This window comes from Microbacterium sp. Kw_RZR3 (genome assembly GCF_029222405.1).
Taxonomy (GTDB): Bacteria; Actinomycetota; Actinomycetes; order Actinomycetales; family Microbacteriaceae; genus Microbacterium.
On the sequence record NZ_JARHXC010000329.1, the window covers coordinates 1 to 22,050 of the forward strand.

Here is a 22,050-nt window from a genome sequence, read left to right on the forward strand (position 1 = left end):
TGGACACTCAACGGGTGGGCGGGCGCGCGGGGCGCGGCGGACGCGCGGGCGCGCGGCCGCACCCCGGCGCGCCGCCCCGCGTGCCTACTGCGTCAGACCGCTGTACGCGTGCAGGCCCTTGAAGAAGACGTTCACGATCGTGAAGTTGAACAGCACGGCCGAGAAACCGATGATCGACAGCCAGGCCGAGCGGGTGCCGCGCCAGCCGCGGGTCGCGCGGGCGTGGATGTACCCGGCGTACAGCACCCAGATGACGAACGTCCAGACTTCCTTGGTGTCGAAGCCCCAGAAGCGACCCCAGGCGTCGTTGGCCCAGATCGCGCCCGCGATGAGCGTGAAGGTCCAGAAGATGAACCCGACGATCGCGAAGCGGTAGGCGAGCGACTCGAGAGCGTCGGCCGACGGGAGCGTGCGCAGGAAGCTGCGGCGGCCGGCGGCATCCACCGGCGCACCAACGAGCTTGCGCTCGCGCCGCGTCTGCAGCAGCTGCACGACCGAGAGCCCGAAGGCCAGCGCGAACAGCGAGGTCGCGAGGATCGCGACGAAGACGTGGATGACGAGCCACACCGACTTGAGCGGATCGGCGAGCGGCGTGACGTCGACGTGGTACGCCAGGGTCGCGCCGCCCAACAGCACGATTGCGAGGCCGGTGATGAACGACCCCAGGAAGCGCAGGTCGTACCGCGTCAGCGACGCGAGGTAGACCATCACGATGAGGAGCAGGCCGGTCAGGGCGAACTCGTACATGTTCGACCACGGCACGCGACCGGCGGCGAAGCCGCGCAGCACGGTCGCCGCGAGGTGGAAGAGGAACCCGAGCGCGGTCAGCGCCGTCCCCATGCGCGCCCACAGATAGCGCGGCTTGTCGGTGAACGAGGGACCGGATGCCACACCCCCGGCCGAGGCGTCGATGACGCCCCCGCCACCGGCCGTGACGAGCTCGCGAGCGACGACCTGGTCCTTCGCCTTCACAGCGAGGTCGGAACGGCGCGCGAGGTCGATGGCGTAGGCGATGAACGCCAGCACATAGACGCCGACCGCCGTCCACACCAGGAGAAGGGAGATCTCGTCGAGGAGGAGCGAGTTCGGTCCGGGCATGGTCTCAGTCTACTTTTCCGGTGTCGGGGTGGGACGGGTCGGTCGGAGCGGATTCGGTACCGTTCGCGGGGTCACTCGGGGCATCCCCCGCGGAGGTCGAAGCCGCAGAGGCCGAAGCCGCAGACGCGGCAGCGGCAGCGTCAGAAACAGGAGCAGCCGCGGGAAGCGACCCCCGATGCTTCTCGACCATCTGATCGACGGCCGCAGCGAGTGTCGGGTCTTCGCCGCGGGCGAGACCCGCGTACTCCACGTGCACCGCCCCGCCGCGCGGCGTCGCCTTGACCCACATGCGTCGACGCGGAACGAACAGGGCGGCAAGCAGGCCGAACAGGGCCAGCAGGGCGAACGCGAGCACCCACGGCCCCGCGAGGTCGCGGTGGATCGACAGCGACACGAAGCGCTTGACCGATTCGTCGTACCCCGAGGCGCCCGCCGGCGCGGCGTTGTCGAAGGTGATGGTGCCGAGCCCGTTGGGCAGGTCCTGGGTCTCACCGGGCATGAGCCGGATCGCGGGGGTGCCGCTGTCGCCACCGGCGAGCTGCGTCATGTTCGTCGGGTCGAGCGTGTACACCGAACGGGGCGTGCCGTCGTCGATGCCGAGGTCTCCCGCGTAGACGCGCAGGGTCAGCACGGGGTACTCGAGGGCGCCGTAGGTCGAGGTCAGGGCGCCCGAGTCGAGCACGTTCATCGTCGGGTAGAAGAAGCCGATCAGGCCGAGCTGCTCCGGCATGCCGTCGGCGACCTTGATGACGCCGAGCGAGGTCATGTTGGAGTCCTGCGGGAGGAACGCGACCGAGTCGTGGAAGACCTCTTCGCCCTCGGCGTTGCGGATGGTGACGGTGGGCGCGTAGCCGTTGCCGAGGAGGTAGACGCGGTCGCCCTGCACATCGAGCGGGTGGTTGACGCGGATCTCGCCGTCCTGCGGGGTGCCGCCGGGTGCCTGCGTGGTCATGTGCGCGACGAAGTCGCCGGCCTGCCCGCCCCCCGGCTGCCCGGGGGCGACGTAGTTCACGTCGAACTTGTCGAGCGTCATCGAGTATGGCGTGAGGGTGTCACCGCTGACGAAACGTCCGGGGTTGAAGGACGAGTAGTCGAGCAGGCTGTTCGCGAACGCCTGTCCCTCGACGAGCACGCGCTGGCCCGTGTAGGTGAAGCCTCCGCCGACGCCGACGGCGATCAGCACTCCGACCAGGGCCGCGTGGAAGACGAGGTTTCCGGTCTCGCGCAGATACCCGCGCTCGGCCGAGACCGAGAACGTGCCCCGCCCGTCGTAGCGGGCGACGCGGTAGCCGCTCTTCTTCAACTGCGCGGCGGCGCTGTCGACGGCCGCGGCGGCGACGGCCGCGGCATCCTGGCCCTCCGGCACCGGCACGGTCACGTCGCGGTGATCGTCGAGGCGACCGAGCCGCGCGGGCGTGCGCGGGGGCTGCGAGCGCAGCGCCTTCCAGTGGTGCTTGGTGCGCGGAAGGACGCACCCGATCAGCGAGATGAACAACAGGATGTAGATCGCCGAGAACCAGGGCGACGTGTACACGTCGAACATGCTCAGCTTGTCCAGCACCGGCGCGAGGTCGGGGTTGTCGGTGAAGTACTGCGTCACGCCGTTGGGGTCGGCGCTGCGCTGCGGGACGATCGATCCGGGCACGGCCGCGATCGCGAGGAGCAGCAGCAGCACGAGCGCGGTGCGCATGCTCGTGAGCTGTCGCCAGCCCCATCGCATCCAGCCGATGACGCCCAGGCGCGGTTGCGTGATGTCGTCGCCCCCGTCGCCGGAGGGCGTGGAGTCGGCGTGATCGGACGGGCGCAGGACGCCGTCGGTCGGCTCGGTCACGGTGCCACCTCGATCAGAGCGGGAGCTGGACATTGAGCATCACCCCCTGCAGCGTCGACATCCACGTTCCCCAGACGCCGACGACCATCAGCAGGCCGAGCACGATCAGCAGCACCCCGCCGATGAGGTTGACCAGGCGGATGTGCTTGCGGATGAACGCCACGGACCGTGTCGCCCAGCCGAAGCCGAGGGCCAACAGGATGAACGGGATGCCGAGGCCCAGCGAGTACGCCAGCCCCAGCATCGCTGCCCGCCAGGGGTCGCCGACGATATACGACACCGAGATGATCGCGGTGAGCGTCGGGCCGATGCACGGGGTCCAGCCGACGCCGAGGGCGATGCCGAGCAGCGGCGCGCCGATGAGGCCGAGGTTGCCGCGCGCCTGCATCCGCACGGAGCGCTGGGCGATGCCGAAGAGCCCGATGAAGACGAGGCCCATGAGGATGATGACGACGCCCACGACGCGCGTGATGACGTCGCCGTAGCGCGTGAAGAAGGCCCCCGCGGCTCCGCCGAGCACGTTCAGTGCCATGAAGACGACGGTGAAGCCCGCGATGAAAAGCAGCGTCCCGCCGAGCAGGCGGCCCCGGCCGGCGGTGGATGCCGAGCTCCCCCGCGGTGCGACGGCGCCGCCGATGAAGCCGAGGTATCCGGGTACCAGCGGCAGCACGCAGGGCGAGAGGAACGAGATCAGTCCCGCGGCGAGGGCGATGGGGATCGCGAGCCAGAGTGCCCCGTCGAAGACGAGAGCGCCCGGATTCACGCGTTCTCCTCGAGCACGGTACGCACCATGGACTCGAGGATCGACGCCTCGGGCAGCTCGCCGATGATGCGGGCCGCCACGCGTCCCTGCTTGTCGAGCACGAGGGTGGTGGGGGTGGCGTTCAGGGGCGTCTTGTCGTTGAAGGCGAGCTTGAGCTCGGCGTCGTTCACGGCGAGGGCGCTGGAGTACGACACCTTGTTGTCGCGCGCGAACGACAGGGCGGTCGGACCCTGGTCGTACGTGTTGATGCCGAGGAACGCGACGTCCTGGCCCTGGAACGACTGGTACGCCTGCTCGAGTCGCGGCGCCTCGATGATGCAGGGGCCGCACGTCGCGTACCAGAAGTTGACGACGAGCACCTTGCCCGCGAAGTCGTCGCTCGACACGGGCGAGCCGTTGTCGAGGGTGCCCGCGAAGTCGACGGGCTCCCCCCGCCGGTCGGGGGCGATCTCCTGGGTCTGGAAGTCCCCCGCGATGTACCCCTTGTTGTCGCCCGAGCGGTACTGCTCGGCCAGCGGGTCGGTGGTGCAGGCGGACAGCCCGGCCACGAGGGCGAGGGCAGCGGTCGCGGAAGCGACGGCGGTGAGGATTCGGCGCATCACACGGCTCCTACGTCGACGGCCCCGGCGGTGCTCGCCGGTTCCGCGTAGGCCACTTCGACCCAGCAGCGGGAGCCGTCGGCGTCGTCGCGCCGTTCGAAGCTCGTCACGCTCGACAGCGCGCAGCGGCGCTTCCGGGGATCGTGGCGGGTGGGCTGGAGGGAGAGGGCGAGATGGGTCACCCAGATCGGGAGCTGGTGCGAGACGATGACGACATCGCCCGAGGGCACGCGGTCCCAGGCATCGGTCATGGCGGCCGTCATCCGCGCGACCACCTGGGCGTACGGCTCGCCCCAGCTCGGCACGGCGGGCTGGCGCAGGTGCCGCCAGTTGACCGGGTTCGCGAGCGCCTGCTTCATGCGGCGCCCCTCGAACACGTTCGTCGGCTCGATCACGCGCTCGTCGATCACGGGCTCGATGCCGAAGAGCGAGACGAACGGTTCGGCCGACTCGCGCGTGCGCTGCAGCGGTGAGGCGATCAGGGCCGACACGGGCCGATCGAGCCCGTGGACGTACTCGGCGGCCTGACGTGCCATGTGCCGTCCGTCGACGCTCAGACCGAACCCGGGGAGCCGACCATAGAGCACGCGACGGGGGTTGTGAACCTCCCCGTGGCGCACGAGATGAAGGCGATCCGCGGGCACCGGATCAGTCTACGGGCGGGTTCTGTGGTCTGACTGAGCGAGCGAGCGGGTTGTCTCGACGTGGAGATACCGCGGAACGCGGCAGTTCGGAGGCTTCGACAGGCTCAGCCACCGCCAAGACGCCGGCCCGAGGTCCCTGAGCCCGTCGAAGGGACCGGAACCGCCCTCACACCTCGCTGCGCCGCGACGCCAGCAGCGACCGGACGCGGCTGTACAGGAACCACGCCACCCCGATCGCGACGGCCGCGATGACGGCGTACTGCAGGATCGAGGCGTACTCCTCGACGATGTGCCAGTTCTCGCCCAGCAGGTAGCCCGAGAGCACGAAGATCGTGTTCCAGATGAGGCTTCCCGCGCCCGTGAGCAGACCGAAGCGCCACATCGGCATCTTCGAGACGCCCGCGGGGATCGAGATGAGACTGCGGAAGATCGGGATCATGCGTCCGAAGAACACCGCCTTGCCGCCGTGGCGCTCGAACCAGGCCACGGTGCGATCGACGTCTTCGGGATGCAGCAGGGGCATCTTCTCGGCGAAGCGGCGCAGGCGGGCTGCCCCGAGCCAGCGGCCGAGGCCGTAGAGCATGAACGCGCCGACGACCGACCCGACGGTCGTCCACAGCAACGCCTCGAACAGCGTGAACGAACCGCGGCTGGCGGTCAGCCCCGCCATGGGCAGCACGACCTCGCTCGGCAGTGGCGGGAAGAGGTTCTCGAGGGCGATGGCGACACCCGCACCTACGGGGCCGATGACCTCCATGAGCGAGACGGTCCAGTCGGCGAGCGAGGTCAGCCAGGACTGCCCCTCCTCCGCGGAGGGGGCTGCCGCGGGTGCGACGGAAAGGGTCATGTCGGTCATCGGGTGCCTTCGCGCTCGGTGATCGGCCGCCCGTCCGGGCGCCCGTTCCAGGCTACGGGCCGGTCAGCGGCGAATCCTGGGGGTTGCCCCCGAGCCGGTTCTCGGATTCAGGATGCCGAGACCCCGAGGCTCACGATGGCTGCGGCGACGAACCACAGCGCCGTCATGAGCGCCATCGCGGCCAGTGGCACCCAGAAGGCCAGCCGTCGCTTGACCAGGAGCACGATCGAGACGACGACGCCGATCAGGAGCACCACCCACGGGGAGATCACGGCTGACCAGAGCCCGAGGTTCATGAGGTCGCTGTTGCAGTTCTGCGACCCGCAGGCGTCCGACGCGAAGGCCAGGAACAGACCGGCGTACGACGCGGCGAGCGCGGCCAGCGGCAGCAGGACGAGGAAGACGATCGTGAGCACGATGTCCCACGTGCGCGAAGACCGATGCACGGGCTCGGGCCGGAGCGTCCGGAACGACTCCGGAGGCATCGAATAGGTCACGCCCGCCATCCTATGGATGCCACGGCCACCGCCGCTCGGCACGATGCCGCACCACGCCACGCCGCACCACGCCACGCCACGCCACGCACCGTCACGAAGTGGCGATCCGGTGCCCGCGCACCGTACCGTCGAGACGTGTCGTCCTTCCGGTCTCTCACGCCCGACAGGATCGACGCGCTGCTCCCCGTTTCCCTCCGCCTCCACCGGGAGTGGCGCAGCGCGCTCGTGACCCTGTCGTACGGCGGTGCCCTCCCTCCCCTCCCCTCGTCTCTGCGCGCTCTCCTGCGCGAGGCGGCCGGGATCGATCTCTCCCTCTCGGACGACGGCGTCGATCCGCTCGGGTCGCCGGCATTCGGCATCCTGTACTCCCGCCTGCGCGCGGAGCAGGTGCTGCGCGCGGTGTCGTCGCGCACGAACCTCACGCTCGCGGGGACGACCGTGACCGTCGCGGGCGACGGGCTGCTCGCCGAGGCTCTCGCAACCTCGCTCCGGACGCTGGGGGCCGCGGTGATCCGCGCGACGGACGCGCCCGTGGCGGCTCTCGCCGCGCGCCTGGACGGGTACCGCGTCCAGCCGCTCGACGCCCTCGCGTCCCGCGACACCCCCGTGCACCTCACGATCCTGACCGGCGAGGGGCACGGCATCCTTCCCATCGATACGCTCGACGGGCTCGTCGCCGACGCGTCCCCCGCGGGGGCCGCGACCGCGGGGGTGCGCACATCACCGTCGTCCCGCCCGTTCGTCGGGCAGGCGGGATCGGCCTTCCTCGTCGAGATCCCCTCGCCGCTCCCGGAGGAGGACGAGCCGCTGGCTGCGACGCCGTGGCTCCTCCTCGACGCGCTGATCGCGCTGCTGCTCCTCGATGGGGACGACGACCGCTTCGCCCGGGAGGTGACCCCGTGACCGGACGCATCGCCGACCCCTCGCTCTGGCGCGCGGGAGCGGACCGCATCGACTGGGCGCGCGCGCACATGCCGGTCACCGTGGTGCTCGCCGAGCGACTGCGCCGCGCGGGAACCGTCGCCGGAGTGCGGATCGGCGTGTCCGACGTGCTCGAGCCGAAGACCGCCGCCGTCGCCCTCGCTCTCGCCGAAGCGGGCGCCGAGGTCACCGTCACCTCGGCGGGCCGTAACACCGACGACGAGGTGGCCGCCGCCCTCGCGCACGCCGGCCTCGCGGTGTACGCGCGGGCGGATGCCGGGCGCTCCGAGGACCGCGAGAACGCGCTCGCCCTGCTCGACCACCGGCCCGAGGTGATCGTCGACGACGGCGCCTCGACGATCCGCCTCGTGCACCTCGAGCGTCCCGACGTCGTCGCCGAGATGCGCGGCGCGACCGAGCAGACCACGAGCGGCGTCCGACCCCTGCGACGAATGCACGCCGAGGGTGCGCTGCGTATCCCCGTGATCGCCGCCAACGACGCGCGATCGAAGTCGCTGTTCGACAACCGGCACGGCACGGGCCAGTCGGTCGTCTTCGCGGTCGCCGACGTCGCGAACCGCTCGCTGCGCGGAGGGACCGTCGTCGTCGTGGGCTACGGGCGCGTCGGCTCCGGCATCGCCGAGCACGCCGCTTCCCTCGGTGCGCGCGTGATCGTCACGGAGACGGATCCCGTGGCGGCCCTGCAAGCGGCGTTCGCGGGCTTCCCGGTGCGCACCCTCGATCAGGCCGCGCCCGAGGCCGATTTCGTGATCTCGGCGACCGGCATCCGGCACACCGTCGACGTCGCCCACCTCGAGGCCCTGCCCAGCGGGGCGATCGTGGCGGTCGGCGGGGGCGTCTCGCAGGAGATCGCCCTGGATGCCGCCCGCGCGGCCGGTGCGATCGAGATCGCGCGCGACGGGGCGGTGTCGACCCTCCGGATGTCGAGCGGATCGCTCGTGCACGTCCTCGACGACGGCAACTGCCTCAACGTCAGCGCGGCCGAGGGCAACCCGGTGCAGATCATGGACCTGTCGTTCGGGGTGCAGCTCGCGTCGGTGAAGTACCTGCTCACGACGCCAGGGCTCGGGGCCGCGGTGCACGAGCTCCCGCGCGGCGCGGACGACGAGGTCGCGGCGATCGCGCTCGCCTCTTTCGGGGGCACGGTCGACACCGTCTCGGCGGCGCAGCGGGAGTTCCTCGCCTCGTGGATCGCCGCAGAGGGAGACGACGAGTGAGCGTGGTCGTCCACCGCGCCCGCGTGGTTCTCTCTCCGGGCGCTCCGGCCCGAGCCGACGGAGCGGTCGCCGTGCGCGACGGTCGTCTCGCGGCGGTCGGCGGCTTCGACGAGGTCGTCCGCGAGTTCGACGCCCCGGAGGTCCACGAGTGGGACGGCGCCCTGACTCCGGGGCTCGTGAACGCGCACACGCACCTGCAGTACACCGACATGGCCGCGGTCGGACGCGCCTCGCACGAGGGCTTCGAGTCGTGGATGAGCGCGTTCATGGAGCTCTACCCGCTCCCCCGCGACTGGAGCGCGTCGGCCGCGGCCGGCGCCGCCCTGTGCCTGCGGTCCGGGACGACCGCGGTGGCCGAGATCGTCACGGATGCCGAGGCCGGGAGCGCTGTGCACGCGGCGGGGCTGCACGGGATCGCCTTCTGGGAGGTGCTCGGGTGGACCGAGAGCGCCTGGCGCCTCGGGGGCCCCGACACCGTCCGCGCGCAGCTGGGCGCCCTGCCCACTCCCCCGGCGGTGGGCATCTCGCCGCACGCGATCTACTCGCTCGACACCGAGGTCATCCGCGACCTGTCCCGTCTGGCCGCGGAGTGGGGCGTGCGTCAGCACATCCACGCGGCCGAGTCCGCCTGGGAGGACGCGTACGTCCGCACCGGCACCGGCGATCTCGCCGAGCGGTGGCGCGCGAACGGTCGAGGCGAGTTCGCGCTGCTGCGAGACGGGGGCATCGGCACGGGCGTCATCCCGTATCTCGATTCGCTGGGTGCGCTCGGGCCGACCACGCACCTCGCGCACGGGATCTACGTCGACGCCGACGACCGTCGGCTGCTCCGCGAACGCGGGGTGAGCGTCGCGCTCTGTCCCCGGTCGAACGCGGTCATCGGCCTCGACCCTCCCCCGATCGCGGCCTACCTGCGCGAGGGCAACGCGATCGCGGTCGGCACCGACTCGCTCTCGTCGTCGCCGAGCCTGTCGCTCTGGGAAGATGTCGCCGCGCTTCACCGCCTGGCACGCGCCCAGGGGTACCGCGACACCGATCTGCACGCCCGCCTGTTCCACGCCGCCACCGCCGGAGGGGCGCACGCCCTGGGTCTGGATGCCGCCGAGTCGACCGGCGTCCTCGAGATCGGTGCGCGCGCCGACATCGCGGTCTTCCCTGTGTCGTCCGCCACCCCCGAGGACGCACTCGCGGAACTCGTCGAGAACGGCCCCGCCGAGGCATCCCTCACCGTCGTCGGCGGAGGAGTCCGCTGGCGCACCCCCGCCCGAGAAGAACGGACCCCCGCGCATGTCTGACCCCCGGCCCCTGCTCTTCGGCCTGTACGAGCAGGCCTGCGTGGGCAACGGCTCCTCAGCGGCGAGCATGTGGACGCACCCCGCCGACGACCGCCTCTCCTCGACCTCGCTGCGCTACTGGATCGACCAGGCCCGCCGCGTCGAGGCGGCCGGCATGGATCTGTTCTTCTTCGGCGACGTGCTCGGCATGTACGACACCTACCGCGGCTCCGCGGCGACGGCGATCGAGACCGGCGTCGAGCTCCCCGCGCTCGACCCGATGCTGCACATCCCCGCACTGGCCGCGGTCACCGAGAACCTCGCCTTCGGCACGACCGTCTCGACGACGTACGAGCACCCGTTCGCCCACGCGCGCCGGTTCTCGACCCTCGACCACCTCACGGACGGGCGCATCGGCTGGAACGTCGTGACCTCGTACCTCCCGGGGGCCGCCGCGAACTTCGGCCTCGACGTGCTCGCCCACGATCAGCGTTACGACCGGGCCGACGAGTTCCTCGAGGTCGCGTACGCCCTGTGGGAACGCAGCTGGGAAGACGACGCGTTCCTCGGCGACAAGACCACCGGGCGCTTCGCCGATCCCGCGAAGGTCCACCGCATCGACCACGAGGGCGAGCACTTCCGCGTCGCGGGACCGCACCTCAGCACGCCGTCCCCGCAGCGGACGCCGGTCATCATCCAGGCCGGCTGGTCACCCCGCGGCCGCGAGTTCGCCGCGCGTCACGCCGAGCTGATCTTCGTCGGTGACAGCGACCCCGTGGCGATCCGCGAGGGGCTGGCCGGCATCCGCAGACGGGCCGAAGAACTGGGGCGGGATGCCACGCAGATCCGCGCCGTGGTCGGCATGAACCTCGTGGTGGCACCGACCGACATCGCGGTGCAGGAGAAGATCGACTCGCTACAGGCGCACTACTCTTCCGAGGCGCAGCTCGCCGCCTACGCCGGGTGGGGCGGCATCGACTTCTCGCGGTACGCCGACGACGAGCCGCTGGTCAAGCGCGCCACCAACGCCACGCAGACGAAGGAGACCCGCGCCGACGCGCCCACGCTGACCGCGGGCGATGTGCGCCGGCAGTTCTCGAGAGTCACCGCGTTCGCCGACGACAGGTTCCTCGGCACCCCCGACGCCGTGGCTGACGCGATCGGAGCTTTCGTGGAGGAGTCGGGGGTCGACGGCTTCCTGCTGCACCCGTTCCTGTCGCCCGCGTCGGTCGAGGACTTCGCCGAGATGCTCGTCCCCGCCCTCACCGAGCGTGGGCTGTACGGCGGCTTCCCGAAGGACGGCACGTTCCGTTCCCGCCTGCGCTCCGACCGGCGCGACCGGCTCGCGGACGATCACCCCGCGCGCACCGGCGTGCGCTGACGCCCGCGGGGGCGGGACGCGGGCGCGGGCCGAGATCACCGACGCGGAGCGCGAGCTCGCGGGTGCGGGTCAGCGCGTCGCGGGACCCGTCGCGAGCGCGTGGACGAACAGGCGGCGGAAGAGGTCGCCGTCGAACGCGGTGACCGCGCGGATGCTCGGCCCTTCCGGCGTCCCCCACACCAGCGGCAGACCGTCGTGCGTCAGCGCGACGCGCGTCGCGAGCGAACCGCCGTAGGGCGTGAAGTCGACGGGTCCCTCGGTCCACGCCGTGACGATGTCGGGGCGGTGCAGCACGACCGTCGCCAGTCCGTCGTGCGCCGAGGAGATCCGGCGACCCCACTTGTACTGGTAGAAGTCGTTGTAGGCGTCGAGCACCTCGCCCGCGAACGTCGCCCACGGGGTGCCGACCCCTCGCAAGACGGTGAGCACGTGCTCGTCGAGGATCGCCTGGGCGGTCACGTTCACACCCACCATGACGACGTTGCCGTTGTTGCGCGCACCGAAGACGATCTCGGCCGCTCGTCTGTCGTTGGCCGTGTTGGCATCCGTCAGGGTCGCCCCACCGGGCGGCGGGTAGGCGCCGGCGCCGCCCATGATGACCACCGAGCGGAACTTCAGGAAGAGCTCCGGGTCGCGCTCGAGTGCCCGGGCGATATTCGTGAGCGGTCCGAGCGGGTGGAGGTCGACCTCGCCCGGGTTCTCCGCGGCGATGCGGACGATGGCATCCACCGCACTCTCGTCCTCGACGCGCAGCTCGGCACGCTCGAAGCGGTCGCCGAGCCCATCGGTGCCGTGCACGAAGTCGGCGATCGACGCCTCACCCTCGATGGGGGCGGCCTCGCCGAGGTGGATCGGGATGTCCTCGCGCCCGGCGAGCCGGAGGACGGTGCGGACGTTGCGCGCGGAGTCTTCGACCGGCGTGTTGCCGTAGATCGTGGTGATCGCCTCGATCTCGACATCGGGCTGTGCCAGCAGATACATGAGCGAGTGGGCGTCGTCGAGACCGGTGTCGGTGTCGACGAGCACGCGGCGAGAGACGGAAGAAGAAGAAGGGGATGCCATGCCTTCACCCTGCCCGCTCGGTGCCTCCGACACGGCCCGGTGTTACACCGCGTGACACGTTCGTTCCCTGTTCGTCACGTGAACACCCCAGAGTGAGGGATGACGCGGGCGGACTCCGCCTGTCACCCCCACAGCACATGTCGATCGGCGCCGACGGCGTCGTCGGGAACGGACACACCCATGGCATCCACGTCTCAGCGACTTCGACGCGTCGCTCTTCCCGCCGTCGGCCTCACCGCCGCTCTCGCCCTCACGGCCTGCTCCGGGGGCGGCCAGGCCGCGCCCGCCCAGACCGACGGCTTCGACGGCGTCTCGCTCACGGTGTGGAACAACATCGACTTCGAGCCCTATCAGGGCCTGCAGAAGAAGTACTTCGAGGACTGCGCGTCCGAGCTCGGCATCACGGTCGACGTCCAGACGCAGTCCGGCGACTACACGACGAAGCTCCTGCAGGCGGCGGGAGCCAAGTCGCTGCCCGATGTGGCCCTGCTCTCCACGGACACGCAGCTCCCGCAGCTCGCCTCGCAGGGAGTCCTCGCCGACCTCGGTCAGTACGACGTCAGCACCGACGGTCTGGCCGACAGCGTCGCCGGTCTCGGCACCTACCAGGACACCCTCTACGGCCTCCCGGTGCAGGTCGAGGACTACGCGATCTTCTACAACAAGGCGGCCTTCGCCGCGGCCGGTGTCCCCGAGACGGCTCCGAAGACGTTCGACGACCTCGTCAAGCTCGCCGGCTCCCTCACCACCGCCGACCAGAAGGGCATCGTGCTGCCCGGCATCGGCGGTGACGGCTCGACTCCCGTCTACTTCCTCCCGTTCCTGCTCTCGGCCGGCGGCGACCCCGCCGACCCGACCGGCGCCGGTGCCGTCGCGGCGGTCGACCTGTACAAGAACCTCGTGGCGAACGGCTCGCTGTCCCCCGAGTTCGTGAATTGGGGCTGGGAGTCGATCGACCAGTGGACCTCGCAGAAGGCCGCGCTGACCGTCTCGGGCCCCTGGAACCTCGTCGACACCTCGATCCCCTTCGAGTGGGGCACGTTCCCCTTTCCCACCGCGACGTCCGGCGAGTCCCCGAAGGTGAACCTGCTCGGCTACGCCTACGGCGTCGCCGCCAATGCGGATGCCCAGAAGGAAGCCGCCGCCGCAGCCCTGGTGAAGTGCCGCGCATCCGAGGAGAACCAGGTCGACACCGCCGTCCAGGGCGGCTACATCCCCGCTCTCACCAGCGCGCAGGCCACTTTCGTCGAGAAGGTCCCCGCGGCCGCTCCGTTCGTGGACGCGGTGGACGGCGCCTACAACTCCGCACAGCTCGGCACCGAGTGGAACACCCTGCAGCAGCAGTACGTCGACGCGATCCAGGCCGCGACCGTCGGCGGGCAGACCGCACAGGCCGCTCTGGAGCAGGCCAGCGGCAAGTGACAGCGGACACGCTGACGACGACCGGCCGGTCGGGGGTTCGCGCTCCCGGCCGGTTCCGGCGTTCGCTGGCGGCGCGTCAGCGCGGTGAGCTGTGGGGGTTCCTCACCCCCGCCATCGTCTTCTTCGTCGTCTTCTTCCTCTTCCCGCTCGGGTACGGCGTGTACATGAGCACGACGAACTACACGACGGGCACCTTCATCACCGGACGCGCGCCGTTCGTCGGCACGGCCAACTTCGAAGCGATCCTCGCCGAGCCCATCACCTTCCGCGCGCTGACGAACACCGTGACGATCACGGTCGTGGCGGTCGCGCTCGAGCTCGTCCTGGGACTCCTTCTCGCGCTGCTGTTCGCGCGCACCTTCCCGGGCAGTCGGTGGTTGCCCACCCTCATCCTCCTGCCGTGGCTGCTCCCCGCCGTCGTCGTCGCCACCGTGTGGAAATCGCTCCTGGCCGGCGACGGTCCGATCAACGACGTCCTGGGTGCGCTCGGCATCCCCGTCGAGGCGTGGCTCGCCAACCCGGCGACGGCGCTGCCCGCCGTGATCGTGGTCGCGGTCTGGGCGAGCCTGCCGTACTGGGCGACCATTCTCGGGGCCGCCCTCAAGCAGGTGCCCGCCGAGCAGCTCGAGGCGGCGCAGCTCGACGGCGCCGGCGCCTGGCGTCGACTCACCGCGATCGTGCTCCCCACGATCTGGCCCGTCGTCTCGGTGCTCGTGGTGATGAGCGTCGTCTACACGCTGCTCATCGTCGACCTCGTGCTCGTGCTGACCGCGGGCGGTCCCGCGAACAGCACGGTCACGCTCGGCCTCCTGTCGTACCGGCAGGCGTTCCAGCAGTTCCAGTTCGGGCAGGGCGGTGCCTACGGCATGCTGCTGCTCGGCATCAGCATCCTCTTCGCCATCGCGTACACCGTGATGTCGATCCGTCGGGAGCGTGAGGAATGACCGCGACCCTGCCCGCCGCGCCTACCGTCGACGCGGCACCGATCACGACCTCCGCTGTCTCGAGGCGCCGCCGCCGTCGTGGCTGGACGTGGACGATCGTCACGGTCGCGGTGCTCGCGGTGTATCTCTTCCCCGTCTACTGGATGGTCTCGGCATCCCTCCAGCCGCAGGCGAACTCGGCCGACACCGCGTGGTTCCCCGCCGCGCCCGGTCTCGGCGGGTACCAGATGGCCCTGGACGATGCGGGGATCGGTGGCCTGCGGGTGTCGATCCTGGTCTCGCTGGGCTCGGTGCTCGTGACCCTGCTCGTCGCGATCCCCGCGGCGTACGCGCTCAGCCGGCTGAGGTCTCGGGCCGTGAGCATCGCGCTGATCCTCCTGCTGCTGGCACAGATGATCCCGAGCGTCGTGCTGGCGACCTCCTTCTACGCGATGTTCAACTCGTGGGGTCTGCTCAACACGTTCATCGGACTCATCCTCGCCAACTCCACCGCCGGAGTGCCCTTCGCGGTGATCGTCATGCGCGCGTTCATGCTGCGCCTCGACACCGAGGTGATCGAGGCGGCCACCGTCGACGGCCTCGGGCCTGTGGGCACGCTGTGGCGCATCGTCGTGCCGCTGTCGCGCAACGCGATCGTCACGGCCGGCGTGTTCGCGTTCCTCTTCAGCTGGGGCGATCTGCTCTTCGGCCTGACGCTGGTGAACCGCAACGAGATGTACCCCATCTCGGTGCTGATCCTCGCGCTGTCGAACTCGAACCTGAACACGTGGGCGGCGACCATGGCGGCATCGCTCATCGCCAGCGTGCCCGCTCTCGTGGTCATCCTCGCGGCGCAGCGTCACGTCAAGGCGGGGCTGACCGCCGGCTCCGGCCGCTGAGCGCGGGCGCTCTCACCCCACACGTAGACTTGTCGATCGTGAGCGAACGCGTCCTGGTCAACCAGCTGAAATCCCTCCCCGCCGGCGCCGTCGAGGTGTCGGGATGGGTCGAAACCGTGCGCGATCAGAAGAAGGTGCAGTTCGTCGTGCTCCGCGACGAGACGGGTGCCGTGCAGCTGGTCAACCCGGCCACCCGCCCGTCCGAGGACGCCACGGATCAGGATGCCGCCGCCCTCGCGCTCACCGAGATGATCGGCGCCCTCGCGACCGGCACGTTCCTCACCGTGCGCGGTGAGCTGAAGCACGACGAGCGCGTCAAGCTCGGCGGCGTCGAGATCAAGGTCGGCGAGCTGGTCATCGCCGCCGCGGCCAACCCCGAGACCCCCATCGCCGCCGACAGCAGCCCCGACAAGCGCATGGACTGGCGCTTCATCGACCTGCGTCAGCGCCGCAACAACCTCATCTTCCGCGTGCAGACGACGCTCGAGCACGCCATGCGCACGTACTGGGTCGAGCGCGACTACATCGAGGTGCACTCCCCCAAGCTCATGGCATCCCCCTCGGAGTCGAACGCGGAGCTGTTCGAGGTGCCCTACTTCGAAGACAAGACGGCCTACCTCGCGCAGAGCCCGCAGTTCTTCAAGCAGATGGCGCAGGTCGCCGGCTTCGGCAAGATCTTCGAGATCGCTCCCGCCTTCCGCGCCGACCCGTCCTTCACCAGTCGTCACGCGACCGAGTTCACCTCGATCGACGCCGAGATCAGCTGGATCGACTCGCACGAAGACGTCGCGCGCATGCAGGAGGAACTCCTGCACACGGCCTTCCAGGCCGTCGCCGACAAGCACGGCGCCGAGATCCAGGAGCTGTTCGGCGTCGAGGTCCAGGTGCCGACGCTGCCCTTCCCGCGCATCCCGCTCGCCGAGGCGCGCGAGATCGTCGCGGCTCGCGGCTACGAGATCCCCCGCACCGACGGCGACCTCGACCCCGAGGGCGAGCGCCAGATCGCGGCCCACGTGGCCGAGACGTACGGGCACCAGTTCGTGTTCATCACCGACTACCACCCCGAGATCCGCGCGTTCTACCACATGCGCGACGAAGAGACCGGGCTGACCAAGTCGTACGACCTGCTCTTCAACGGCGTCGAGATCACCACCGGCGCGCAGCGCGAGCACCGCGTCGACGTGCTCATCGAGCAGGCGAAAGAGAAGGGTCTCGACCCCGAGCACCTCGACTTCTACCTCGACTTCTTCCGCTTCGGCGCCCCGCCACACGGCGGTTTCGGCATGGGTCTCGCGCGCGTGCTGATGCTCCTGCTCGGCGAATCCTCGATCCGCGAGGTCACCTACCTGTTCCGCGGCCCGACCCGCCTCGCCCCGTAAGGTTCGAGCGACCGACGCCCGGGGTTCACTCCCCGGGCGTCGTCACGTCATAGGGGGCTCGTACCGTCGGCGCATGACCACCGTGCGCTCCGTGGACCCGCCGCCCTCGACCGGCGACTCCGCGCGGGCGGGGTGGGCGATCTCGCTGCGGGGCGTGAGCCGTTCCCGCGCGGGCAACCCCGTGCTGGGTGACATCGACCTCGAGATACGGCCGGGCGAGATCATTGCCTTCGTCGGCCCGATCGGGTGCGGAGCCTCGACGCTGCTGCGCGCGGTGACGGGCGCCGAGCGTCCCGACGCCGGAGTCATCACCGTCGACGGGCGCGCGGGGGCGGCGGCTCCGCGGATACCGGAGGTCCGTGACCGCACCCCCGTCGCGCGATTCGGCCGCGTGGGCACCTCGATCGCCGCCATGGCGCGGCGAGTGGGACGACCGGATGCCGAGGCCGAGGCGACCCGCCTGGCGCAGGTCGTGGGTCTCGGGGCGCTGGACAAGCTCGTGCACCGGCTCGCGCACGGCGACCGCCAGCGTTGGGCTCTCGCACGTGCTCTGGCGACCGGTCCCGGAGCCCTCGCGCTCGACGATCCTCTCGCCGCGCTTCCGACCGCGGCGCGGGCCGAGACGCGCGACCGGGTCGTGCACGAGCTCCGCGCGCGCCGGGTGACGACGCTCTGGGTCACGCGCGACACGGCCGAGGCCGCGGCCGTGGCCGATCGCCTGGTCGTCATGGATCGAGGCCGCGTCATCGCCGCGGGGTCTCCGGACGAGCTCTACACGCGCGTCGACGACGCCGTGGTCGCCGAGGTACTCGGCCCCGTCAACGCTGTGCCGGGTATCGTCGATGGCTCGATCGTCGAGGTCTGGGGCCGAGAGGTGCCCCTCGCCCGCCCCGCTGCCGACGGTCACTGCGAGGTCATCGTGCGCCCCGAGAACGTCCTGGTCATCGGATCGGACGACCCCGGGATGGATGCCGTCGTCGAGGCGACGACGTTCCTCGGCAGCGCGCGGCGATCCACCGTCCGCACCTCCGACGGCGTGCAGGTCGTCGTCGAGCACCCGTCCGAGCTCCGCTTGGACCCGGAAGATCACATCCGCGTCGCTCTCGCCCCGGCGCCCGCGACGATCCGACCGATCGGCTGAAACCCGGCTCTCGACGACCGGCCGCGCCCTGAGCGCTCGAGCTCTAGGCGGGGTAGTCGACGCAGGCGCGCTCGGCGACGACGGAACGCACGAAGCCGACAACCTCTTGGTGTGCGGGGTGCACCTGGTAGCGCTCGAGGGCCTCGGCATCCGCGAACTGGCTGACGAGGGCGACGTCCCAGTTGGTCTGCGGGGAGACCACGTTGCGCCCGATCTCGAGGTGCTCGATCTCGTCGATGACGTCGCGCAGCCCGAGCAGGCGTTCTTCGATCTGCTCGGCGTGCAGCGCACGCGTGTCGGCGTCGTCGGCGGCCAACTTCCAGAGGACGATGTGTCGGATGCTCACGCGCGGGTTCCTTCGGTGTCGGCAGCCAACAGGGTGGTGCGCAGTCGGTCGGCCGAGACGCGCCAGTGCGCGTGAAGCTCTCCGTCGATGAGGACGACGGGGATCTTCTCCCACCACTTCTCGTAGAGCGCGGCGTCATCCGCGATGGAGGCACGGTCGATGACCACGCGGTCCGCCACGTCGGAGGGGAGCTCGGCGACGACCGTCTCGACGATCTGCTCGGCGACCTCGCAGAGGTGGCAGTCGGGCTTACCGATCAACGTGAGGGTCGTCACGTCTTCATCCTAGGAGAACGAAAGGTGAGATCAGACCTCGACGTCGTAACCCGCGGCGATCCACTCGCCCGTGCCACCCTCGACGTTGGTGGCGTCGTGGCCACGCGCCGAGAGAGCCTCGACCACGCGCGCGGAGCGCCCGCCCGCCTGGCAGATGACGTCGAACGGCTCGGCGGGGATCTCGTCGAGGTGGTCACCCAGCGTCGACATGGGGATGTTCACGGCACCGGGGACGTGTCCCGCGGCGAACTCGTGCTCCTCGCGCACGTCGATGAGCGGACGATCGCGACCGGCGCGCAGCTCGGCGATGGTGATGGACTGCATGCTTTCCTCCGAAGAGCGGATCTGGCGGGCGCATACACGAAGCGCCCGTCGCATCGGACAGGCGCTCGGTGTGGTGGCCGCTTACTTCTTGTTGCGGCGCTGGTGACGAGTCTTGCGAAGCAGCTTGCGGTGCTTCTTCTTCGCCATGCGCTTACGGCGCTTCTTGATGACAGAACCCACGGAAAACCTCACTAAGTCGGGGTCTGGGTGCCGATGTCGGCCCCCGGGAACAGCAGGCGTTGGAAAAAAGCCTCGGATCAGTCTAGCCGACGTCGGACACCGGGCGTTGCACGGCCTCGGCGACCGCCGACTCCGGCACACGATAACTGCGTCCGAAGCGCACGGCGGGCAGTTCGCCGGCGTGAACCAGGCGGTAGACCGTCATCTTCGAGACGCGCATGAGCTCGGCGACCTCCGCGACCGTGAGGAAGCGCATGTCGGGAAGCTCTGCCATCGTTCACCCTTCGTCCAGGGTGGACTCACCCTTCGATGCTGGACACTCTAGGGTCTGGGTGCGACGGCTGTAAACCTATGTGACCACTGTGACTCGCGTATGCGAATCACCGTCCGGGCAGTTTGCGGAATGCGGTCGTCACCGAGTGCTTCACCGAGGCGGCCGCGCGGCCCACGACCTCGGCGTAATGCATCGCCGATTCCGGAAGAGCCGGCTCATTCTCGGCATCCACCGAGAAGAACGGCACCAGCCAGTCGTCGACCTCGTCGAGCGGAGCGACGGCCAGACTGTAGTACCGGTGCTGCCCCTCTTCGCGAACCGTGACGAGCTGCGCCTCGCGGAGCACCTTCAGGTGCTTCGAGACGGTCGGCTGGCTCACGCCGAGCGCCGACACGATCTGCGACACGCTCGTTCCGCGCTCGCCACCGGTCGCCCGCTCCAGGAGCAGCTGAAGGATGTCGCGACGCGTTCCGTCAGCGATCACGTCGAAGATGTCCGCCATGGCATTAGGTTAGCCGCGCCCCCGCCCGAGTACCATGATTCGGGTTCGGGCACCGAAAGGAGCGGCGCATGGCAGCGACGCCGAATGAGGTGCGCCTGTCCGTGCGCGCTCGACGCATGGCGGCCGAGGCATGGGACCGGCTGCGGAATCTGACGACGTCATCGCCGGCGCGATTCGCGGTCCTCGTCTTCGTCGCGCTCATCCTTCTCTTCACCGCGCTGTTCTCGCTCCCCCAGGCCTCGGCGAGCGGACAGCGCACGCCGTTCGCCGATGCCCTCTTCACCGCGGTCTCGACGATCTGCGTGACCGGCCTGTCGACGGTGAACATGTACACGCACTGGTCGCCGCTCGGCCACGTCATCACGTACATCGGCGTGAACGTCGGTGCGTTGGGTGTCCTCACCCTCGCGTCGATCCTGGGTCTGGTGATCTCGAAGCGGCTGGGCCTGCGGGCGAAGCTCATCGCCGCGGGCGACAGCAACCCACTGCGTGCCCACGGCGGCCCGGTCAACGAGGGCCAGACGGTTCGCCTCGGCGAGGTCGGCCAGCTTCTGCGGACCGTCGCCCTGTCGACCCTCGTGATCGAGGCGGGGCTCACGGTCCTCATCTACCCGTCACTCGTGATCGGCGGCATCGACCCCTTCGTCGCCCTGTGGGAGGCGCCGTATTACGCGGCGATGGCCTTCACCAACACGGGGTTCGTCCCGAATGCGGACGGGCTCACGCCGTTCGCACAGGACTACTTCCTGCTCACGGTGCTGATGCTGGGCGTCTTCCTCGGGTCGATCGGCTTCCCGGTCATCTTCACGCTGTGGCGTCATTACTGGCGATTCCGACTGTGGTCCCTGCACGCGAAGCTCACGATCATCACCACGGTGATCCTCTTCTTCGCCGGGGCTGGCGTCATTCTGCTGCTGGAATACGACAATCCCCTGACCTTCGGAAGCATGGACGCGTGGGACACGACGTTCCAGGCCTTCTTCCTCTCCGCGATGACGCGGTCCGGCGGCTTCTCGGTCATCGACATCGGCGACCTCAATGGAGCGACCCTGATCGTCGGGTCGATGCTCATGTTCGTCGGCGGGGGCTCGGCATCCACCGCCGGCGGAATCAAGGTCACGACCCTCGCGGTCCTCGCCCTCGCGGTGTTCTCCGAGGCCAAGGGACGTCCCTCGGTGCAGGCCTTCGGTCGACGCATCCCCAGCGATGTGCAGCGGGTCGCCCTCTCGGTCGTGGCGTGGGGAGCGACGATCGTCGCGATCTCGACGGTGACGATCAGCCGCATCACCGACGCACCGATCGAGCACGTGCTCTTCGACGTCATCTCGGGATTCGCCACCGTGGGCCTGTCGACGGGCCTGACCGCCGAGCTTCCCGACCCCGCCGTCTACGTTCTCGCCGTGACCATGTTCATGGGACGCATTGGTACTGTGACACTCGCCGCCGCGGTCGCGGCCTCGTCTCGATCGCAGCTGTACGCGCTGCCCGTCGAAAGGCCCATCGTTGGTTGAACGCATCCGCAGTGACGCCCCCGTCCTGGTGATCGGCCTCGGGCGGTTCGGTGCCGCGTGCGCCGGAGAACTCGATCGCCTGGACCGCGAGGTGCTCGCGGTCGACGGCAACCTCGAGCTCGTGCAGAAGTGGTCGGAGCGCGTGACCCACGCGGTCCAGGCCGATGCCCGCAACATCGACGCGCTGCGGCAGATCGGTGCGCAGGACTTCCAGGTGGCGGTCGTCGCCGTGGGCTCGCTCATCGAGGCATCCGTCCTCATCACCGCGAACCTCGTCGACCTGAAGGTTCCGCAGATCTGGGCGAAGGCCGTTTCGCAGTCGCACGGCAAGATCCTCGCTCGCGTGGGCGCGAACCACGTCATCTACCCCGAGGCAGAGGCTGGCGAGCGCGTCGCGCACCTGGTGAGCGGACGCATGCTCGACTTCATCCGCTTCGACGACGACTTCGTCCTCGCCAAGATGTACCCGCCCAAGCTCATCCGCGGCGTCGGTCTCAATCAGTCCGGTGTCCGCACGAAGTACAACGTGACGGTCGTCGGGGTGAAGAGTCCCGGCCGCCCGTTCCGCTACGCCGAGGCCGACACGGTCGTCACCAACCACGACCTCGTGATCGTGTCGGGCACGAACTCCGACATCGAGCGCTTCGCCGCGCTCGACCGCTGACGCTCTGGCGTCGTAAACGCGGCGGGAGCGAGGGCGCAACGGCGCG

General features: G+C 69.9%; 25 protein-coding genes. 11 read left to right on the forward strand and 14 right to left on the reverse strand.

Annotated elements, in window-relative coordinates:
- Positions 1-84: 84 nt before the first annotated feature.
- The 7 genes from ccsB to P2P98_RS18285 form a co-directional block, all read right to left on the reverse strand.
- A complete protein-coding gene (gene ccsB, locus P2P98_RS18255; RefSeq protein WP_275801689.1) occupies positions 85-1,098 on the reverse strand; it encodes a c-type cytochrome biogenesis protein CcsB in 1,014 nt (337 codons plus the stop codon).
- A gap of 4 nt (positions 1,099-1,102) precedes the next feature.
- Positions 1,103-2,962, reverse strand: coding sequence for a cytochrome c biogenesis protein ResB (locus P2P98_RS18260; protein ID WP_275801690.1), 1,860 nt, complete (start codon positions 2,960-2,962; stop codon positions 1,103-1,105).
- Positions 2,943-3,692: a cytochrome c biogenesis protein CcdA gene (locus P2P98_RS18265; RefSeq protein ID WP_275801691.1), complete on the reverse strand. Its 750-nt coding sequence runs from the start codon at positions 3,690-3,692 to the stop codon at positions 2,943-2,945. Before P2P98_RS18265 ends, P2P98_RS18260 begins: the two co-directional genes overlap by 20 nt.
- Positions 3,689-4,291, reverse strand: a complete 603-nt coding sequence (locus tag P2P98_RS18270; protein ID WP_275801692.1) for a TlpA disulfide reductase family protein — start codon at positions 4,289-4,291, stop codon at positions 3,689-3,691. The genes P2P98_RS18265 and P2P98_RS18270 overlap by 4 nt, the downstream gene beginning before the upstream one ends.
- Entirely contained in the window at positions 4,291-4,935 is a 645-nt protein-coding gene (locus tag P2P98_RS18275; RefSeq protein ID WP_275801693.1) for a histidine phosphatase family protein, read from the reverse strand. Before P2P98_RS18275 ends, P2P98_RS18270 begins: the two co-directional genes overlap by 1 nt.
- Positions 4,936-5,101: 166 nt before the next feature.
- Entirely contained in the window at positions 5,102-5,791 is a 690-nt protein-coding gene (locus tag P2P98_RS18280; RefSeq protein WP_275801695.1) for a DedA family protein, read from the reverse strand.
- Between the two features lie 107 nt (positions 5,792-5,898).
- Positions 5,899-6,288: a DUF6264 family protein gene (locus P2P98_RS18285; protein ID WP_275801696.1), complete on the reverse strand. Its 390-nt coding sequence runs from the start codon at positions 6,286-6,288 to the stop codon at positions 5,899-5,901.
- Positions 6,289-6,423: 135 nt separating this feature from the next.
- Here P2P98_RS18285 and P2P98_RS18290 point away from each other — a divergent pair, with 135 nt between their 5' ends.
- The 4 genes from P2P98_RS18290 to P2P98_RS18305 are packed head-to-tail and all read left to right on the forward strand — an operon-like array spanning position 6,424 to position 11,102.
- Positions 6,424-7,191, forward strand: a complete 768-nt coding sequence (locus P2P98_RS18290) for a hypothetical protein (protein ID WP_275801697.1) — start codon at positions 6,424-6,426, stop codon at positions 7,189-7,191.
- On the forward strand, positions 7,188-8,447 hold the full coding sequence (locus P2P98_RS18295; RefSeq protein ID WP_275801698.1) for an adenosylhomocysteinase: 1,260 nt from the start codon (positions 7,188-7,190) through the stop codon (positions 8,445-8,447). The genes P2P98_RS18290 and P2P98_RS18295 overlap by 4 nt, the downstream gene beginning before the upstream one ends.
- Positions 8,444-9,742: an amidohydrolase family protein gene (locus tag P2P98_RS18300; RefSeq protein ID WP_275801699.1), complete on the forward strand. Its 1,299-nt coding sequence runs from the start codon at positions 8,444-8,446 to the stop codon at positions 9,740-9,742. The genes P2P98_RS18295 and P2P98_RS18300 overlap by 4 nt, the downstream gene beginning before the upstream one ends.
- Positions 9,735-11,102, forward strand: a complete 1,368-nt coding sequence (locus P2P98_RS18305; protein ID WP_275801700.1) for an NtaA/DmoA family FMN-dependent monooxygenase — start codon at positions 9,735-9,737, stop codon at positions 11,100-11,102. Before P2P98_RS18300 ends, P2P98_RS18305 begins: the two co-directional genes overlap by 8 nt.
- A gap of 69 nt (positions 11,103-11,171) precedes the next feature.
- Here the strand turns inward: P2P98_RS18305 and P2P98_RS18310 are convergent, their stop codons facing one another.
- On the reverse strand, positions 11,172-12,164 hold the full coding sequence (locus P2P98_RS18310; RefSeq protein WP_275801701.1) for a nucleoside hydrolase: 993 nt from the start codon (positions 12,162-12,164) through the stop codon (positions 11,172-11,174).
- Positions 12,165-12,344: 180 nt separating this feature from the next.
- On the opposite strand from P2P98_RS18310, the gene P2P98_RS18315 reads away from it, so the two are divergent.
- From P2P98_RS18315 to P2P98_RS18335, 5 genes are all read left to right on the forward strand, one after another.
- The gene (locus P2P98_RS18315; RefSeq protein ID WP_275801703.1) at positions 12,345-13,586 is read left to right on the forward strand and encodes an extracellular solute-binding protein; all 1,242 of its coding nucleotides are present in this window, start codon (positions 12,345-12,347) and stop codon (positions 13,584-13,586) included.
- A complete protein-coding gene (locus P2P98_RS18320) occupies positions 13,583-14,530 on the forward strand; it encodes a sugar ABC transporter permease (protein WP_275801704.1) in 948 nt (315 codons plus the stop codon). Before P2P98_RS18315 ends, P2P98_RS18320 begins: the two co-directional genes overlap by 4 nt.
- Entirely contained in the window at positions 14,527-15,408 is an 882-nt protein-coding gene (locus P2P98_RS18325; protein ID WP_275801706.1) for a carbohydrate ABC transporter permease, read from the forward strand. The genes P2P98_RS18320 and P2P98_RS18325 overlap by 4 nt, the downstream gene beginning before the upstream one ends.
- Positions 15,409-15,446: 38 nt before the next feature.
- On the forward strand, positions 15,447-16,787 hold the full coding sequence (aspS, locus tag P2P98_RS18330) for an aspartate--tRNA(Asn) ligase (protein ID WP_275801707.1): 1,341 nt from the start codon (positions 15,447-15,449) through the stop codon (positions 16,785-16,787).
- A gap of 73 nt (positions 16,788-16,860) precedes the next feature.
- Complete coding sequence (locus P2P98_RS18335) at positions 16,861-17,928, forward strand: ABC transporter ATP-binding protein (RefSeq protein WP_275801708.1); 1,068 nt, start codon at positions 16,861-16,863, stop codon at positions 17,926-17,928.
- Positions 17,929-17,971: 43 nt separating this feature from the next.
- Here P2P98_RS18335 and P2P98_RS18340 read toward each other — a convergent pair whose 3' ends face one another.
- The 6 genes from P2P98_RS18340 to P2P98_RS18365 all read right to left on the reverse strand — a co-directional run bounded on the left by P2P98_RS18340 (position 17,972) and on the right by P2P98_RS18365 (position 19,829).
- A complete protein-coding gene (locus tag P2P98_RS18340; protein ID WP_275801710.1) occupies positions 17,972-18,274 on the reverse strand; it encodes a Dabb family protein in 303 nt (100 codons plus the stop codon).
- Positions 18,271-18,549, reverse strand: coding sequence for a glutaredoxin family protein (locus tag P2P98_RS18345; RefSeq protein WP_275801711.1), 279 nt, complete (start codon positions 18,547-18,549; stop codon positions 18,271-18,273). The genes P2P98_RS18340 and P2P98_RS18345 overlap by 4 nt, the downstream gene beginning before the upstream one ends.
- 30 nt (positions 18,550-18,579) lie before the next feature.
- Entirely contained in the window at positions 18,580-18,873 is a 294-nt protein-coding gene (locus tag P2P98_RS18350; RefSeq protein WP_058613839.1) for a rhodanese-like domain-containing protein, read from the reverse strand.
- Positions 18,874-18,954: 81 nt separating this feature from the next.
- Positions 18,955-19,053: an AURKAIP1/COX24 domain-containing protein gene (locus P2P98_RS18355; RefSeq protein ID WP_003792170.1), complete on the reverse strand. Its 99-nt coding sequence runs from the start codon at positions 19,051-19,053 to the stop codon at positions 18,955-18,957.
- Between the two features lie 82 nt (positions 19,054-19,135).
- Positions 19,136-19,327 (reverse strand): helix-turn-helix domain-containing protein, encoded by a 192-nt coding sequence (locus tag P2P98_RS18360; RefSeq protein WP_013585406.1) that lies wholly within the window; start codon positions 19,325-19,327, stop codon positions 19,136-19,138.
- 106 nt (positions 19,328-19,433) lie between these two features.
- Entirely contained in the window at positions 19,434-19,829 is a 396-nt protein-coding gene (locus P2P98_RS18365; protein ID WP_275801713.1) for a metalloregulator ArsR/SmtB family transcription factor, read from the reverse strand.
- 116 nt (positions 19,830-19,945) lie between these two features.
- Between P2P98_RS18365 and P2P98_RS18370 the strand changes: the two genes are divergently transcribed.
- Together P2P98_RS18370 and P2P98_RS18375 are read left to right on the forward strand one after the other, a co-directional pair.
- The gene (locus P2P98_RS18370) at positions 19,946-21,340 is read left to right on the forward strand and encodes a potassium transporter TrkG (protein ID WP_058597961.1); all 1,395 of its coding nucleotides are present in this window, start codon (positions 19,946-19,948) and stop codon (positions 21,338-21,340) included.
- Positions 21,333-22,004: a TrkA family potassium uptake protein gene (locus tag P2P98_RS18375; protein WP_013585403.1), complete on the forward strand. Its 672-nt coding sequence runs from the start codon at positions 21,333-21,335 to the stop codon at positions 22,002-22,004. Before P2P98_RS18370 ends, P2P98_RS18375 begins: the two co-directional genes overlap by 8 nt.
- Positions 22,005-22,050 lie beyond the last annotated feature (46 nt).